This window comes from Candidatus Binatia bacterium, assembly GCA_036563615.1.
Taxonomy (GTDB): domain Bacteria; phylum Desulfobacterota; class Binatia; order UBA12015; family UBA12015; genus DATCMB01.
Window position 1 is genome coordinate 478,021 of the sequence record DATCMB010000022.1, and the last position, 16,404, is coordinate 494,424.

General features: G+C 70.2%; 14 protein-coding genes. 13 read left to right on the forward strand and 1 reads right to left on the reverse strand.

The window, feature by feature from the left end:
• Positions 1 to 224: 224 nt before the first annotated feature.
• Genes VIS07_20685 through VIS07_20710 form a run of 6 tightly spaced genes read left to right on the forward strand, consistent with a single transcriptional unit; the run spans position 225 to position 8,378 of the window.
• A complete protein-coding gene (locus tag VIS07_20685) occupies positions 225 to 2,930 on the forward strand; it encodes a valine--tRNA ligase (GenBank protein ID HEY8517935.1) in 2,706 nt (901 codons plus the stop codon).
• Positions 2,927 to 3,898, forward strand: a complete 972-nt coding sequence (gene nadC / locus VIS07_20690; protein HEY8517936.1) for a carboxylating nicotinate-nucleotide diphosphorylase — start codon at positions 2,927 to 2,929, stop codon at positions 3,896 to 3,898. The genes VIS07_20685 and nadC overlap by 4 nt, the downstream gene beginning before the upstream one ends.
• A complete protein-coding gene (locus VIS07_20695; GenBank protein HEY8517937.1) occupies positions 3,895 to 4,908 on the forward strand; it encodes a biotin--[acetyl-CoA-carboxylase] ligase in 1,014 nt (337 codons plus the stop codon). The genes nadC and VIS07_20695 overlap by 4 nt, the downstream gene beginning before the upstream one ends.
• 56 nt (positions 4,909 to 4,964) lie before the next feature.
• Positions 4,965 to 5,750 carry a type III pantothenate kinase gene (locus VIS07_20700; protein HEY8517938.1) on the forward strand — a complete coding sequence of 262 codons (786 nt, stop codon included), beginning with the start codon at positions 4,965 to 4,967 and terminating at the stop codon, positions 5,748 to 5,750.
• The gene (fusA, locus tag VIS07_20705) at positions 5,740 to 7,824 is read left to right on the forward strand and encodes an elongation factor G (protein ID HEY8517939.1); all 2,085 of its coding nucleotides are present in this window, start codon (positions 5,740 to 5,742) and stop codon (positions 7,822 to 7,824) included. The genes VIS07_20700 and fusA overlap by 11 nt, the downstream gene beginning before the upstream one ends.
• Entirely contained in the window at positions 7,821 to 8,378 is a 558-nt protein-coding gene (locus VIS07_20710) for a hypothetical protein (GenBank protein HEY8517940.1), read from the forward strand. Before fusA ends, VIS07_20710 begins: the two co-directional genes overlap by 4 nt.
• Before the next feature lie 33 nt (positions 8,379 to 8,411).
• On the opposite strand, the gene VIS07_20715 is transcribed toward VIS07_20710, so the two are convergent.
• Entirely contained in the window at positions 8,412 to 9,002 is a 591-nt protein-coding gene (locus VIS07_20715) for a hypothetical protein (protein ID HEY8517941.1), read from the reverse strand.
• A gap of 100 nt (positions 9,003 to 9,102) precedes the next feature.
• Here VIS07_20715 and icd point away from each other — a divergent pair, with 100 nt between their 5' ends.
• The 7 genes from icd to VIS07_20750 all read left to right on the forward strand — a co-directional run bounded on the left by icd (position 9,103) and on the right by VIS07_20750 (position 16,384).
• Entirely contained in the window at positions 9,103 to 10,503 is a 1,401-nt protein-coding gene (gene icd / locus VIS07_20720) for an NADP-dependent isocitrate dehydrogenase (GenBank protein ID HEY8517942.1), read from the forward strand.
• A gap of 129 nt (positions 10,504 to 10,632) precedes the next feature.
• Positions 10,633 to 11,574 (forward strand): malate dehydrogenase, encoded by a 942-nt coding sequence (gene mdh, locus VIS07_20725; protein HEY8517943.1) that lies wholly within the window; start codon positions 10,633 to 10,635, stop codon positions 11,572 to 11,574.
• Between the two features lie 17 nt (positions 11,575 to 11,591).
• Positions 11,592 to 12,449 (forward strand): Fumble domain-containing protein, encoded by an 858-nt coding sequence (locus tag VIS07_20730; GenBank protein ID HEY8517944.1) that lies wholly within the window; start codon positions 11,592 to 11,594, stop codon positions 12,447 to 12,449.
• Positions 12,450 to 12,489: 40 nt separating this feature from the next.
• Positions 12,490 to 13,659 carry an ADP-forming succinate--CoA ligase subunit beta gene (sucC, locus tag VIS07_20735; protein HEY8517945.1) on the forward strand — a complete coding sequence of 390 codons (1,170 nt, stop codon included), beginning with the start codon at positions 12,490 to 12,492 and terminating at the stop codon, positions 13,657 to 13,659.
• A gap of 14 nt (positions 13,660 to 13,673) precedes the next feature.
• Positions 13,674 to 14,546 carry a succinate--CoA ligase subunit alpha gene (gene sucD / locus VIS07_20740; protein HEY8517946.1) on the forward strand — a complete coding sequence of 291 codons (873 nt, stop codon included), beginning with the start codon at positions 13,674 to 13,676 and terminating at the stop codon, positions 14,544 to 14,546.
• A 21-nt stretch (positions 14,547 to 14,567) separates the two neighbouring features.
• Complete coding sequence (ndk, locus tag VIS07_20745) at positions 14,568 to 14,981, forward strand: nucleoside-diphosphate kinase (GenBank protein HEY8517947.1); 414 nt, start codon at positions 14,568 to 14,570, stop codon at positions 14,979 to 14,981.
• A 395-nt stretch (positions 14,982 to 15,376) separates the two neighbouring features.
• Positions 15,377 to 16,384, forward strand: a complete 1,008-nt coding sequence (locus VIS07_20750) for a DUF1566 domain-containing protein (GenBank protein ID HEY8517948.1) — start codon at positions 15,377 to 15,379, stop codon at positions 16,382 to 16,384.
• Positions 16,385 to 16,404: the final 20 nt, after the last annotated feature.

Consider the following 16,404-nt stretch of genomic DNA (forward strand, 5'->3'; position numbering starts at 1 on the left):
CTTCCGGGCGACGAGCAGCCCGTGCGACGCGTTGAGCAACGGATGTGCCGCCAGCCGGACGACGCACGGACGCCACAATCCGCGCGTTCGGGCGTCGGACGCTGGCGCGGCTTTGGGCAACTGCCGCTTGCGTGGGCACCGTCTGCCCGCGCGGCGAGCGCGCTGCGCCGTTCGTGCAGCAGCAAATTGACTCGCCGCGCGACCGGCTGTTACCGCACAGGCCGATGCCGAAGGAGCTTGCCAAAGCCTATGCGCCTCAGGAGGTCGAGGAGCGCTGGGCGAAGGAGTGGATCCAGCTCGGGGTGTCGACGGCCCACGTCGACGCGCCCGGTGAGCCGTACTCGATCGTCATCCCGCCGCCCAACATCACCGGCCAGCTGCACCTCGGGCACGCGCTCAACAACACGCTGCAGGACGTCCTCATCCGCTACAAGCGGATGGACGGCTACAACGCGGTCTGGATCCCCGGCACCGACCACGCGTCGATCGCGACCCAGAACGTGGTCGAGCGCCAGCTCGCGGCGCAGGGCCTCGACCGCCACACCATCGGCCGCGAGAAGTTCCTCGAGCGCACCTTCGCGTGGCGCTCGGAGGTCGGACCCTACATCATCGCGCAGCTGAAGCGGCTCGGCGCGAGCTGCGACTGGACGCGCGAGCGCTTCACGATGGATGAGGGCCTGTCGCGCGCGGTGCGCGAGGTGTTCGTCCGCCTCTACGAGGACGGCCTGATCTACCGCGGCCGGCGCCTGATCAACTGGTGCTGCCGCTGCGGCACGGCGCTGTCCGACATCGAGGTCGAGCACGAGGACACGCAGGGCCACCTGTGGCACCTGCGCTACCCGCTGCTCGACGGCGACGGCGAGGTGGTGGTCGCGACCACGCGTCCCGAGACCATGCTCGGCGACACGGCGGTCGCCGTGCACCCCGAGGACGAGCGCTACCGCGCGCTGGTCGGCAAGCGCGTGCGCCTGCCGATCGTCGGACGCGAGATCCCGATCATCGCCGACGAGCACGTCGACCGCGAGTTCGGCTCGGGCGTGGTCAAGATCACGCCGGCGCACGACTTCGACGACTTCGAGATCGGACGCCGGCACGGCCTCGAGATGGTCTCGGTGATCGGCGAGGACGGCACGATGACGTCCGCCGCGGGGCCGTATGCGGGCCTCGACCGCACGACCGCGCGTGAGCGCATCGTCGAGGAGCTCACCGCGACCGGCGTGCTCGTCAAGACCGAGCCGCACGCGCTCGCGATCGGCACCTGCTACCGCTGCCGCTCGGTGGTCGAGCCGCTGCTCTCGACGCAGTGGTTCGTGCGCACCAAGCCGCTCGCCGAGCCCGCGATCGCCGCGGTGCGCGAGGGCCGCACGCGCTTCCACCCCGAGCACTGGAGCAAGACGTACTTCGCGTGGATGGAGAACATCCGCGACTGGTGCGTGTCGCGTCAGCTCTGGTGGGGACACCGGATCCCGGCCTGGTACTGCGACAGCTGCCCCGCCGATCCCGGCACCGAGCCCGAGGGCGCGCGCGCCGACCAGCGCTCGCCGAAGGTCATCGTGTCGCGCGAGGACCCGACGAGCTGTCCCGGCTGCGGCGGTCCGCTGCGTCAGGACGAGGACGTGCTCGACACCTGGTTCTCGAGCGGGCTGTGGCCGTTCTCGACGCTCGGCTGGCCCGACGACACGCCCGAGCTGCGCAAGTGGTACCCGACGTCGGTCCTCGTCACGGGCTTCGACATCATCTTCTTCTGGGTCGCCCGGATGATGATGTTCGGCCTGCGCTTCACGGGCGAGGTGCCGTTCCGCGACGTCTACGTGCACGGCCTCGTCCGCGACGAGTACGGCGAGAAGATGAGCAAGACGAAGGGGAACGTGAAGGACCCCCTCGAGCTGCTCGCCACGTACGGCACCGACGCGCTGCGCTTCACGCTGATCGCGCAGTCGGCGATGGGACGCGACATCCGTCTCTCGCTCGACCGCATCGACGGCAACCGCAGCTTCGCGAACAAGATCTGGAACGCGGCGCGCTTCATCCTGATGAACGCGGACGCCTCGGTCGACCTCGCCGCCGGACGCAGCGGCGGCAGCGACGCGGATCGCTGGATCCGCGCGCGCCTCGGCCGCGCGATCGACGAGGTCCGCGCCGCGCTCGACGGCTACCGCTTCAACGACGCCGCGACGACGCTCTACCGCTTCCTGTGGAACGAGTTCTGCGACTGGTACGTCGAGCTCTCGAAGCTTTCGCTTTACGGTGAGGACGAGGCGGCGCGGGCGACGACGCTCGCGACGCTGGTGTCGGTGTTCGAGACGGCGCTGCGCCTCCTGCACCCGATGATGCCGTTCATCACCGACGAGCTGTGGCACGCGCTGCCGGGCGTCGACGCCGAGAAGCCGGCGCTGATGCTCGAGTCCTTCCCGCGCTCGGCCGACGTCGAGCGCGACGCCGCCGCCGAGGCGCGCATCGAGCGCCTGATCGACGTCGTGCGCGCGCTGCGCAACCTGCGCGCCGAGATGAACCTGCCGCCGAGCCGCGCAATCGATCTGTACGTCGCCTCGCAGGACCGCACGGCGCTCGACGATTTGCGCGGCTTCGAGAGCGCGGTGCGGACGCTCGCCAAGATCGACCGCCTCGAGCTCGTCGGCGACGGCGAGCGGCCGAGCGGCAGCGCGGTCGCCGTCGCGGGCGGGCTCGAGCTCTACGTGCCGCTCGCCGGGCTGATCGACGTCGGCGCCGAGCGCCAGCGCCTCGAGCGCGAGATCGAGCGCGTCGCGAAGGAGCTCGCGCAGGTGACGCGCAAGCTCGAGAATCAGGACTTCCTCGCGCGCGCGCCCGAGGAGATCGTCGAGAAGGAGCGCGCCAAGGCGAGCGAGCTGACGGCGAAGCAGGAGCTCCTGCAGCGCGGGCTCGAGCGCCTGCGCGAGGTGCAAGCTTGACGCGCACCGCCGCGCGCGCGCGCGGCACGCGGACGTCCGCGAAGCGCACGCGCGCCAGCGCAGCGCGGCCGCGCGCGGCGGCGACCGGCGCGCCGGATCCGTTCCGTCACCCCTCGACGCTCGCGCTCGTGCGCCACGCGCTCGCCGAGGACATCGGCCGCGGTGACATCACGACGGCGGCGACGGTGCCGGACGGCGTGCAGGGCAGGGCGGTGCTCGCGACGCGCGAGGCGTGCGTGGTCGCCGGGCTGCCGCTCGTCGAGATGGTGCTCGGCGAGCTGCACGCGACGCGGCCGCTGCGCGTGCGCCTGCGGGCGCGCGAGGGACAGCGCGTTGCCCCCGGCACGGTGCTCGCGGAGATCGAGGGCGAGCTCGCGCGGCTGCTGACCGGCGAGCGCGTGCTGCTCAACCTCGTGCAGTCGCTCTGCGGTGTCGCGACCGTCACGCGCCGCTACGTCGACGCGGTCGCCGGCACGCGCACGACGATCCTCGACACGCGCAAGACGACGCCCGGGCTTCGCCTGCTGCAGAAGTACGCGGTGCGCATGGGCGGGGCGCGCAACCACCGCTTCGGTCTCGACGACGGCGTGCTGATCAAGGACAACCACATCGCCGCGTGCGGAGGCTCGCTGCGCCTCGCGGTCGAGCGTGCGCGCGCGGCGGCGCCGGCGGGGATCAAGATCGAGGTCGAGTGCGACCGGCTCGAGCAGGTGCGCGAGGCGCTCGCCGCCGGCGCGGACATCGTGCTGCTCGACAACATGCGTCCCGAGCAGGTGCGCAAGGCGCGGGCGCTGGTCGGCGATCGCGTGCTGCTCGAGGTCTCGGGCGGCGTGAGCCTCGACACCGTGCGCGCGTACGCCGAGGCGGGCGCCGACTTCATCTCCGTGGGCCGCTTGACGCACTCGGCGCCGGCGATCGACCTCGGCCTCGACGTGCGCTCGGCGCGTCCGGGCGCGAAGGGGCGTTGAGCGCCACGCGAGCGCCGGATCCGCGCGGCGACGGCGCCCTGCTCGCCGCGCTCGACGGCGGCGACTGGCGCTCGGGAGCGGAGATCGCCGCGCGCCTCGGGGTGTCGCGCGCGGCGGTGTGGAAGCGCATCGAGCGGCTGCGCGAGCGCGGCTACGACATCGAGGCGTCGGCCGGGCGCGGCTACCGTCTCGTGCGCGCGAGCGAGCGCCTCCTGCCGGAGGAGATCCTCCGTCACTGGCAGCCGCGCCAGCTCGCGGGGCACATCGTGCACCGCGACTCGATCGACTCGACGAACCGTCTCGCCGCGGAGCTCGCGCGCGGCGGCGCGCCCGAGGGCACCGTGGTGATCGCCGAGCAGCAGACCGCCGGCCGCGGACGCCTCGGCCGCAGCTGGGCGTCGCCGGCGAACGTCAACCTCTACTGCTCGATCGTGCTGCGGCCGTCGCTGCCGCCGCTCGAGGTGCCGCGCCTCACGCTGGTCGCGGGGCTGGCCGTCGCCCAGGCGATCGCGGCCACCGCGCCGCGGGTCACGCCGCAGATCAAGTGGCCCAACGACGTGCTGATCGACGGCCGCAAGGTCTCCGGCACCCTCACCGAGCTCGACGCCGAGACCGACCGCGTGCGCTACGTGATCGTCGGCATCGGCGTCAATCTGAATGCAGGGCGCGCGGACTTCCCGCGCGAGCTCGCGCGCAAGGCGACGAGCCTCGCGCTGGCTTCGGGCGCGCGCGTCGACCGCGCGGCCTTCACCGGACGGCTCCTCGGCGCGTTCGAGGCGAGCTACGAGGTCTTCCGCACGCGCGGGTTTGCGGCGCTGCGCAAGGCCTACGAGGAGTTCCACTGCCTGCAGGGACGGCGCGTGTCGATCGACGCGCGGCCGCCGATCGATGGTGTGGTGCGCGGCGTCGACGACGACGGCGCGCTGCTGGTCGAGACGCGCGGCGAGGTGCAGCGCGTGGTCGCGGGCGAGGTGACGCTGCGCGGCGCCTATAGGTCGCTGCGTCGCTGAGAACCTCGCGCGCGCTTGCGCTGCCGAGCCGACGCGCCTAGTCTCCCGTTGGCTCGATGCTGCTCGCGATCGACGTTGGGAACACCCACACCGTCGTCGGGCTCTTCGAAGGGGAGAAGCTCCGACGGCACTGGCGCCTCCTCACCGAGCACGCGCGGACGGCCGACGAGTACAGCGTCGTCCTGTGGAACCTGCAGCGCATGTCGGGCATCGATCCCGGCGAGATCGAGGGCATCATCGTCTCGAACGTCGTGCCGCAGATGCAGGCCACGATCGACGCGATGTGCCTCGCGACCTACGGTCGCGCGCCGCTGGTCGTCGGGCCGGGCATCCGCACCGGGATGCCGATCCTGTACGACAACCCGCGCGAGGTCGGCGCAGATCGCATCGTCAACGCCGTCGCGGCCTACGAGCGGCACCACGACCTGTGCATCATCGTCGACTTCGGCACGGCGACGACCTTCGACGTCGTGAGCCCGAAGGGCGAGTACCTCGGCGGCGTCATCACGCCGGGCATCGGCATCTCGCTCGAAGCGCTCTACTCGCGCACCGCCAAGCTGCACCCGGTGGAGCTCGTACGCCCGCCGCGCGTGGTCGGGCGCAACACGGTGCACGCGATCCAGGCCGGCGTGTTTCACGGCTACGTCGCCTTGGTCGACGGGCTCGTCGACCGCATCCAGCGCGAGCAGGGCGGTGTGGCGCGCGTGATCGCGACCGGCGGGTTCGCGGAGACCATCGCCGAGGAGTCGAAGACGATCGGCGAGGTCGACGAGTTTCTCACGCTCGAGGGGCTGCGCCTCATCTACGAGCGCAATCGGGAGGGAACGGGCCATGGCCGCTGAGGATCCCGCACGCATCCGCAACGTCATTCTCATCGGACACGGTGGGGTGGGAAAGACGACGCTCGCGGAGGCGATGCTGCTCGCGGCCGGCGCGACCAAGACGCTCGGACGCACGGCGGACGGCACCTCCAACTTCGACACCGAGCCGGAAGAGCAGAAGCGCGGCAGCTCGATCTTCTCGGGCTTCTACCACCTCGAGTGGAAGAAGACGGACGTCAACGTGATCGACGCTCCGGGGGCCGCGTCGTTCATCCACGACGCGAGCAACTGCCTGCGGGCCGCGACCACCGCGGTGCTCGTCATGTCGCCGAACGGCGAGACCCGCGGCGAGGACGAGAAGGTTCTGACCTGGGCCGCCGAGCTGCAGATCCCGCGGATCGCGTTCGTCACCCGCATGGACCGCGAGCGCGCGAGCTTCGAGCAGGCGGTGACCGATCTCGCCGAGGTGCTCGAGCAGAAGCCCGTGCCGGTGCAGATCCCGATCGGCGCCGAGTCGAGCTTCAAGGGCGTGGTCGATCTGCTCAGCAACAAGGCGTGGCTCGTGCACGGCGAGGGCGGCCAGATGCGCGAGGCCGAGATCCCGGCCGACGTCGCGGAGGAGGCGCGCTCGGCGCGCGAGCGGCTCGTCGAGGCGGTCGCCGAGACCAACGACGTGCTGCTCGAGCACTACTTCGACAGCGGCGAGCTCGCGCAGGACGAGCTCGTCACGGGGCTGCGCGAGGCGATTCTCAAGGGCGCGCTCCTGCCGGTGCTGTGCGGCGCGGGTGCCAACGCGGTCGGCGCCGCGACGCTGCTCGACTTCGTCGTCCAGGCCTGTCCGTCGGCCGCCGAGCTGCCGCCCGCGGTCGGCGACGATCCGAAGAGCGGCTCCGAGGTGACGCGCAAGCCGTCGCTCGACGAGCCGTTCTCGGCGCAGATCGTGCGCACCATCATCGACCCGTTCGCGGGCAAGCTGAGCGTCTTCCGCGTGTTCTCGGGTCAGGTCGCGGCCGACAGCACGGTCTACAACTCGACGCGCCAGGTGAAGGAGAAGCTCGGCCACCTGTTCCGCCTCGAGGGCAAGAAGCAGGTGCAGATCCCGCGCGCCGTCGCGGGCGACGTGGTCGCGGTCGCGAAGCTCAAGGACGCCGCGACCGGCGACACGCTGTGCGACGAGAAGGTGCACACGTACTACCCGCGGCTGCGCGACTTCGAGGCGTCGATCTCGTTCGCGCTCGAGGCGAAGAACAAGGGCGAGGAAGACAAGGTCATGGCCGGCCTGCACCGCCTGCAGGAGGAGGACCCGGCCCTGCACCTCGACCGCGACGAGCAGACGAAGGAGATCATCCTCGGCGGCATCGGCCAGCTGCACATCGAGGCGACGATCGAGCGTCTCAAGCGCAAATTCGGCGTCGACGTCGTGCTGAAGGCGCCGAAGGTGCCGTACAAGGAGACGATCCGCGGCAAGGCGCAGGCCGAGGGCAAGGTGAAGAAGCAGACCGGCGGACACGGCCAGTTCGCCGTCGCCTGGCTCGAGGTCGAGCCGCTGCCGCGCGGCGGCGGCTTCGAGTTCGTCGACAAGATCGTCGGCGGCGTCGTGCCGCGGAACTTCATCCCGGCGGTCGAGAAGGGCGTGCGTGAGGCGCTCGCGCAGGGCGTGGTCGCGGGCTACCCGGTGGTCGACGTGCGGGTCACGCTGTTCGACGGCAAGCACCACGACGTCGACTCGTCGGAGATGGCGTTCAAGACCGCGGCGGCGCTCGGCTTCAAGGCCGCCGTCGAGCAGGCGAAGCCCGTCCTGCTCGAGCCGATCATGGCGCTCGAGGTGCAGGTGCCCGAGGACGCGATGGGCGACGTGATCGGCGACATCAACGCGCGGCGCGGCAAGGTGCAGGGCGTCGAGCCGCGCGGTCACAACCAGGTGATCAAGGCCCGCGTGCCGATGGCGGAGATGCTGAAGTACGGCCCGGACCTCAACTCGATGACCGCAGGCCGGGGCTCGTTCCACATCGAGTTCTCGCACTACGAGGAGCTGCCGGCGCACCTCGTCGACAAGGTCGTCAAGGAAGCGAAACGGCAGGCGGAGGGCTCGTGAGCCCGGGACCGGGTGATCAGTTCCTCACCCGGGATCCCGACGCCCAGGACCCCGAGGTCGCAGCGGTCCTCGAAGGCCGCGACCAGATCAGGATCGAGGAGGACATGGTCGCGGAGGGCGCGCCTGCGTCGCCCGCGCGCGAGTCCCTCTTCCAGCGCATCCGCAAGATGCCGGTTCCGAAGCGCGTCAAGCTGGCGCTCACCGGCAACAAGGAGGTGCGCACCATCCTGGCGCGCGACCCCGTCAAGCTCGTGCAGGCCTGCGTGCTGCGCAACCCGCGCATCACGCTCGAGGAGGCGCTCGCGATGGCGAAGAACCGGAGCCTCCCCGGCGAGCTGCTGCGCATCATCGCCGACGAGAAGGAGTGGGTACGCCACTACTCGGTGCGCCTCGCGCTGGTGCAGAATCCGAAGACGCCGCTGCAGATCGCGCTGAGCCTGCTGAACGGCGTGCACGAGCGCGACATGCGGCTCATCGCGAAGAGCAAGAACGTGTCGTCGGTGCTGCAGGCGCAGGCGCGGCGCAACCTGCTGCGCCGCGGCAAGGCGTCGTAGCGTCCGACGTCTCGCTCGCGTTCGACGCCGCGCTCAGGGCGTGCGCATCGGCGACGGGCTCGGGATCGGCGTCGGGACGCCCGACGGGGTCGGCCCGGCCGAGCTCGGCGTCGGCGTGGGCGTCGCGGTCACGCTGATCGTCGCCGTCGCGGTGTTGTCGAGGAACTGGATGCGCGCGTTGGCGATCCCGACGGTGCGGCCCGCGGGCACCTCCGCGAGCTGACCCTCGGGGTCGAGGAGCTGCGCGATCGGATCGTCGGGCTCGATCGTGCCGTTCTGGTTGACGTCGACCCAGAAGAAGACGTCGACCTTGCCGGGATCGACGTTGGTGCGGCTGAAGGTGCCCTCGATGGAGGGAATGGTCAGGAAGCTCGCCGGACAGCTCGACGGGTCCTGACCGGGCTCGAGGCCGACGCAGATCAGCACGTTGATCTGCGCCGGATTGGTGAACGGGTTGCTGCTCGTGATGTTGCCCGTCACCGTGACCATCGGCGACGGGGTCGGCGGGCCGTCCGGGCAGTTCAGGCAGATGTCCTCGCCGCCGCAGGCGAGCAGCCCCGCGACGAGCGCGACCGCCGCCGTCGTCATCACCCTCGCCACCAGCGACCCGCCTCGACGTCTCATCGCCCGAAACTTACGGCTCGGCGGCGCACGAGGTCAAATCGGGACGACCCGCGCGTCCCCGGTAGCGAAGCGCACCGCTTCTCGTTAGACGACGAAGCTTATGGCGAGCTATCAGATCGTGAAGGTGCCGCAGGACGGTCAGCCCATTCGCATGGGCTCCGACGGCAAGCTTCAGGTCCCCGACAACCCGATCATCCCCTTCATCGAGGGCGACGGCACCGGCCCCGACATCTGGCGCGCCGCGCAGCGGGTGTTCGACGCCGCGGTCGCCAAGGCGTACGGCGGCAAGCGGAAGATCGCCTGGTGCGAGGTCTACGCCGGCGAGAAGGCGTTCAACAAGTTCGGCGACTGGCTGCCGGAGGAGACCGTCACCGCGTTCCGCGAGTTCCTGGTCGGCATCAAGGGACCGCTGACGACGCCGGTCGGCGGCGGCATCCGCTCGCTCAACGTCGCGCTCCGGCAGATGCTCGACCTCTACGTCTGCCTGCGTCCGGTGCGCTACTTCCAGGGCGTGCCGAGCCCGGTGAAGAAGCCGGAGCTCGTCGACATGGTGATCTTCCGCGAGAACACGGAGGACATCTACGCCGGCATCGAGTGGCCCGCCGAGTCGCCGGAGGCGAAGAAGGTCATCGCCTTCCTGCAGAACGAGATGGGCGTCAAGAAGATCCGCTTCCCCGAGACCAGCGGCATCGGCATCAAGCCCGTCTCGCGCGAGGGTACCGAGCGCCTGGTGCGCGCCGCGATCGAGTACGCGATGCGCGAGAAGCGCAAGAGCGTGACGCTCGTCCACAAGGGCAACATCCAGAAGTTCACCGAGGGGGCCTTCCGCGACTGGGGCTACGCGCTCGCCGCGCGCGAGTTCCGCAACGAGACCGTCACCGAGCGCGAGAGCTGGATCCTCGGCAACCGCGAGGCGAACCCCAATCTGTCGAACGAGGACAACGCGCGCGCGATCGAGCCGGGCTACGACATGATGACCGCCGAGCAGAAGAAGAAGGTGGTCGACGAGGTCGAGCGTGCGCTCGCGCTGTGGCCGACGCACGGCGACGGCAAGTGGAAGCAGAAGCTGCTGATCCGCGACGCGATCGCCGACATCACGCTGCAGCAGGTCCTGACGCGGCCCGCGGACTTCGACGTCATCGCGACGCTCAACCTGAACGGCGACTACCTGTCGGACGCGCTCGCCGCGCAGGTCGGCGGCATCGGCATCGCCCCCGGCGGCAACATCAACTACAAGACCGGGCACGCCGTCTTCGAGGCGACGCACGGCACGGCGCCGAAGTACGCCAACCTCGACAAGGTCAACCCGGGTTCGGTGATCCTGTCGGGCGAGATGATGTTCCGCTTCATGGGCTGGAACGAGGCGGCCGACGCGATCATCCGGGGCTTCAACGGCGCGACCGCCGCGAAGACGGTGACCTACGACTTCCACCGCCTGATGGAGGGCGCGACGCTCGTCAAGTGCTCGGAGTTCGGCGACGCGATCATCAAGCACATGTAGCCGGCGCGTGACGCGGGGCGGGCGCGTCGTGCGCGCTCGTCCGTGCGTCTTCGCCGGATCTCGGTGCGCGGTCCGTCCGCGTTCCGCGCCAGACGCTCGATTCGATCTTAAGGCTGAAAGGATTCGGAGATGGCTCGACGCAAGATTGCTCTGATCGGTGCCGGCAACATCGGCGGCACGCTCGCGCACCTGTGCGCGCTCAAGCGCCTCGGCGACGTCGTCCTCTACGACGTGGTCGACGGCCTTCCGCAGGGCAAAGCGCTCGACCTCGCCGAATCGGGCCCGATCGAGGGCTTCGACGCCGAGATCAAGGGCACGACCCAGATCGCCGACATCGCCGGCGCGGACGTCTGCATCGTCACCTCCGGCGTCGCCCGCAAGCCGGGCATGAGCCGCGACGACCTCCTCGGCATCAATGCGAAAATCATCTCGGAGGTCGCGACCGGCATCAAGACGCACGCGCCGAACGCGTTCGTCATCGTGCTGACCAACCCGCTCGACGCGATGGTGACGCTGATGAAGCGCGTCACCGGCTTCCCGAAGCAGCGCGTCGTCGGCATGGCGGGCGTGCTGGACTCGGCGCGCTACCGGACGTTCCTCGCGATGGAGCTCGGCGTGTCGGTCGAGAGCGTGCAGGCGCTCGTGCTCGGCGGGCACGGCGACGACATGGTGCCGGTGCGCTCGTCGTGCACGGTCGGCGGCGTTCCGGTCGAGCACCTGATCTCGGCCGAGCGGCTCGACGCGATCGAGGCGCGCACCCGTCAGGCGGGCGGCGAGATCGTCGCGCTGCTCAAGACCGGCTCCGCGTTCTACTCGCCGGCGTCTGCCGCGATCCGCATGGCCGAGGCGTACCTCTTCGACCGCAAGGAGATCCTGCCGTGCGCCGCGTACCTCGAGGGTGAGTACGGCCTGAAGGATCTCTACGTCGGCGTCCCGGTGCGCATCGGCGCGGGCGGCGTCGAGCAGGTGATCGAGGTGCCGCTCAGCGAGAAGGAGAAGAAGGAGCTCGCCGTGTCGGCGAGCCACGTCGGCGAGCTGGTCGCGGCGCTCGACGCGGTGCTCAACAAGTAGGTCGTCCGGGTCCCGCCGTGCACAGCGCCGCGATCGACTTCGGCGGGACGGTCACCGACCTCGTCCTGCGCCGGCCGGGGCGCGACGACGTGCTGCTCGCGCTGCCGTCGGCGTCGCCGGAGCCCGCCGTCGCGGAGGAGCTGCTCGCGCAGCTGGTCCGCGCGTCGGTCGACGGCACGCGCTCGGCGCTCGAGCTGGTCGCGGTGACCGGCGGTCGCTCCTGGCAGCTCCCGGACCGGCTGGGCTCGACCCGCGTCGTCAAGGTCGACGAGCCGACGGCGACCGCGGTCGGCGGCCTGCGCGAAGCGCCGCCGACGCCGGCGATCGTCGTCAGCCTCGGCACCGGGACCGGCATCGTGCTCGCCGACCCGCCGAACCCGCCGCAGCGGCTCGTCGGCAGCGGCATCGGCGGCGGCACGCTGCTCGGGCTCGCGAAGCTGCTGCTCGGCACGACCGACGTCGAGACGATCGGCGAGCTCTCGCGGCGCGGCGACGTGTCGCGCTGCGACCTCACGGTCGGCGACATCCTCGGCAGCGGCGTCGGACCGGTTCCCGCCGAGGCGACGGCGGCGCACTTCGCGCGCGTCGCCCGCAAGGGTGGCGGAGAGCCGCGCCCCGAGGACCTCGCCGCCGCGCTCATCAACCTCGTCGGGCAGGCGGCGCTGCGGCTCGCGTTCGAGGCGGCGCGCTTCCACTCGGCGCGCTCGATCGTGCTGCTCGGGCACGTGCTCGACGTGCCCGGCTTCCGCGACGCCATCGAGCGCATCCCGCTGCTCGACCGTTCCTTCGTTCGCATCGTGACCGACCCGGGCTTCGCGGTCGCGCGCGGCGCGCTCGAGACCGCGCTGCGCGACGGCGCTCCGTACCCAGCGTAACGGCTCCCGCACGCACCAGGCAGGCAGAAAGGCAAGCCAGATGAACATTCACGAGTATCAGGCGAAGCAGATCCTCGCGCGCTACGGCGTCGCGACGCTGCGCAACCAGGTCGCCTCGACCCCCGAGGAGGCGGCGCAGGCGGTGCAGCAGCTCGGCGGCCCGGGCCCGTGGGTGGTGAAGGCGCAGATTCACGCCGGCGGCCGCGGCAAGGCCGGCGGCGTCAAGCTGGTGAAGAGCGCCGACGAGGCGCGCGAGTTCGCGAAGTCGATCCTCGGCAAGCCGCTCGTGACGCACCAGACCGGGCCGCAGGGCAGGGTGGTGCACCGCGTGCTCGTCGAGGACGGCTGCAAGATCGCGCGCGAGCTCTACCTTGGCTTGACGCTCGACCGCGCGACCAGCCTGATCACCGTGATCGCGTCCGCGGAGGGCGGCGTCGAGATCGAGGAGGTCGCGGCGAAGACGCCGGAGAAGATCCTGCGCGAGGCGGTGCAGCCGGTCGTCGGCCTGCAGCCGTTCCAGGCGCGCAAGCTCGGCAAGGCGCTCGGCATCCCCGCCGCGTCGCTCGGCAAGCTCGCCAAGTTCCTCACCGGGCTCTACCAGGCGTACATCGACACCGACGCGTCGCTGGTCGAGATCAACCCGCTCGTGCTCACCGAGGAGGGCGATCTCGTCGCGCTCGACGCGAAGATGGGCTTCGACGACAACGCGCTCTTCCGCCACCCGGAGATCAAGGAGCTGCGCGATCCGAACGAGGAGGACCCGCGCGAGCAGGAGGCGCAGAAGTACGACCTCTCCTACATCGCGCTCGAGGGCAACATCGGCTGCATGGTGAACGGCGCCGGCCTCGCGATGGCGACGATGGACATCATCAAGTACGCGGGCGGCGAGCCGGCGAACTTCCTCGACGTCGGCGGCGGCGCGAGCGAGGAGAAGGTCGCGGCGGCGTTCCGCATCATCCTCGCCGACCCGACGGTGAAGGCCGTCTTCATCAACATCTTCGGCGGCATCATGCGCTGCGACGTGCTCGCGGCCGGCGTGGTGAAGGCCGCGAAGGACATGAAGCTGACGGTCCCGGTCGTGGTCCGCATGGAAGGCACGAACGTCAAGGAAGGAAAGCAGATTCTCGCGGACTCCGGTCTCAACATCATCGCCGCCGAGGACATGCTCGACGGTGCCAAGAAGGCCGTAGCCGCCGCGAAGGGCGCCTGAGCCGGAGAACCCCCATGAGCATTCTGGTCGACAAGAACACCAAGGTCGTCACCCAGGGAATCACCGGGGCGACGGGTCAGTTCCACACGCGCGCGTGCAAGGAGTACGGCACGCAGGTGGTCGCCGGCGTGACGCCGGGCAAGGGCGGCACGGACTTCGAGGGCATCCCGATCTTCGACACCGTCGCCGAGGCGCGCGCGAAGACCGGCTGCAACGCGAGCGTGATCTACGTCCCGCCGCCGTTCGCGGCCGACGCGATCATGGAGGCGGCCGACGCCGGCGTCGAGCTCGTGATCTGCATCACCGAGGGCATCCCGGTGCTCGACATGGTGCGCGTCAAGCGCTTCCTCGCCGGCACGAAGACGCGCCTCATCGGACCGAACTGCCCGGGCGTCATCACGCCGGGCGAGTGCAAGATCGGCATCATGCCCGGCTACATCCACAAGCCGGGCAAGATCGGCGTGGTGTCGCGCAGCGGCACGCTCACGTACGAGGCCGTGCACCAGCTCACGCAGCTCGGCATCGGGCAGTCGACGTGCGTCGGCATCGGCGGCGACCCGGTGAACGGCACCGGCTTCATCGACGTCCTCGAGCTCTTCAACCGCGACCCGAACACCGAGGGCGTCATCATGATCGGCGAGATCGGCGGCACGGCCGAGGAGGAGGCCGCCGAGTACGTCAAGCGCGAGATGAAGAAGCCGGTCGCGGGCTTCATCGCCGGCCAGACCGCGCCCAAGGGCAAGCGCATGGGCCACGCCGGCGCGATCATCTCGGGCGGCAAGGGAACGGCTGCGGACAAGATCGCCGCGATGGAAGCAGCGGGCATCCGCGTCGCACCGAGCCCGGCGGAGCTCGGCGTGACGATGCGCGCGGCGCTGGGCGGCTGAGAAGCTCAAGGAGTCAAGCACATGGAACGTACCCTCTCGATCATCAAGCCCGACGCGGTCGCGAAGCACGGCATCGGCAAGGTCCTCGCGCGGATCGAGGAGGCCGGCCTGAAGGTCGTCGCCGGGCGCTACCTGCGCCTCACCACCGAGCAGGCCGAGGCCTTCTACGCCGTCCACAAGGAGCGGCCGTTCTTCAAGGACCTGGTCAAGTTCATGACCTCGGGCCCGGTGTTCGTCTCGGTGCTCGAAGGCGAGAACGCGATCACGCGCTACCGCGAGGTGCTCGGCGCGACCGACCCCGCGAAGGCCGCGCCCGGCACGGTGCGCAAGGACTTCGGCACCGACGTCGAGAAGAACGCGGCGCACGGCTCCGACGGGCCGGACACGGCGCGGCAGGAGATCGCGTTCTTCTTCCGCGGCATCGACTTCGTTTGATCAGTGCGCTGCGCCGCGGCCGGGTGCTTCCACCGGCGGCCGCGGCGCAGCGTCCCCCACCTTCTCGGCACGGCTCGTCTCGCCGTGCCGCCTCCCTTGGGAATCGTCGCGAACGAGGACGACCTCGCGACGGACATCGAGCTCTTCGTTTCTCCTCCGAGCTGCGTCCGGCCAGGCACGCGGCCCTCGAGACGCTCTCGAATTTCGTTCCTGAAATCGCGTCGATGAGATGCGGCGAAACGGATCTATGCTTGACGCACGTCGATGCTGTGTGAGGTGCAGCTGCATTTGACGTGCTCATGCGCAACATAAGGATCTCTTGACGTTCGCGTCTCCTCCCGGCAATGAGCGGCGGACTTCCGGCCGGAGGTCTCCGGCCGCACGGGAGGGTTCGCATGCCGCATCGATCTTTCTTCGTCTCGATGTTGCTGCTTGCGGTTGCCCCCGCAACGCACGCAGCACCGACGCGCGCGCAGCATTGTGAGGCGTCGCTCGAGTTCGCGTCCGCCAAGTACGCGCAGTGCAGGCTCGTCGCCGAGCAGAAGTATTCCATCAGCCTCGATGCCGCGAAGCGCGAGAATGCGCTCCTCAAGTGCTCCGCGAGCTTCGCCAAGGCCTTCGCGAAGGCGACGACGAAGTACGGGGCAGACTGCGCCGCGACCGAGCCTTCGTCGGCGTTCGAAACCTACCTGTCGCAGTGCGCGGACGACGTCGCGTCCGCGGCCGGCGGTGCGTCGCTGCCCGACTACGCCGGCGAGCTCGCGAGCTGCAACGGCGATCTCGCAACCTGCGAGAGCGATCTCGCCGCGTGCGCGTCACGGCCGCCGGCGCTGCTGCTGAAGACCGGGCAGACGTCGAGCCATGGCAGCGGTAGCGACGGCGACCTGCAGATCGGCGTCGCGCACCGCTTCGTCGACAACGGCGACGGGACGATCACCGACACGCGGACGGGCCTGATGTGGGAGAAGAAGTCGGACGACGGCTCGATCCACGACAAGGACAACACGTACACGTGGTGCAGCGACGCGAATCGCGACGGGGTTTGCGACGGCCTCGACGTGGCGCTCGACGGTACGGTGGTGACGGAGTTTCTCGCGGAGCTGAACTCCGGCAGCGGCTTCGCGGGATACACCGACTGGCGGCTACCGAACCGCAAGGAGCTCGAGAGCCTCGTGAGCCTCGAGGTGTTCGATCCGAGCGCCCTTCCGGAGTTCGACTCGGGCTGCGAGCCCGGCTGCACCGTGCTGACGTGCAGCTGCACCGCTTCCGGCGGCTACTGGTCGTCGTCCACACCGGCCTCCGTTCCGCAGAGCGCATGGCAGGTGGACTTCGGCGACGCCGCGGTGCTCGGGGGCAGTAAGGCGGGAGAGAAGCACGTGCGCGCGGTTCGCGGCGGCGCGTGATTCGGCTCTTCCTCTCGAAG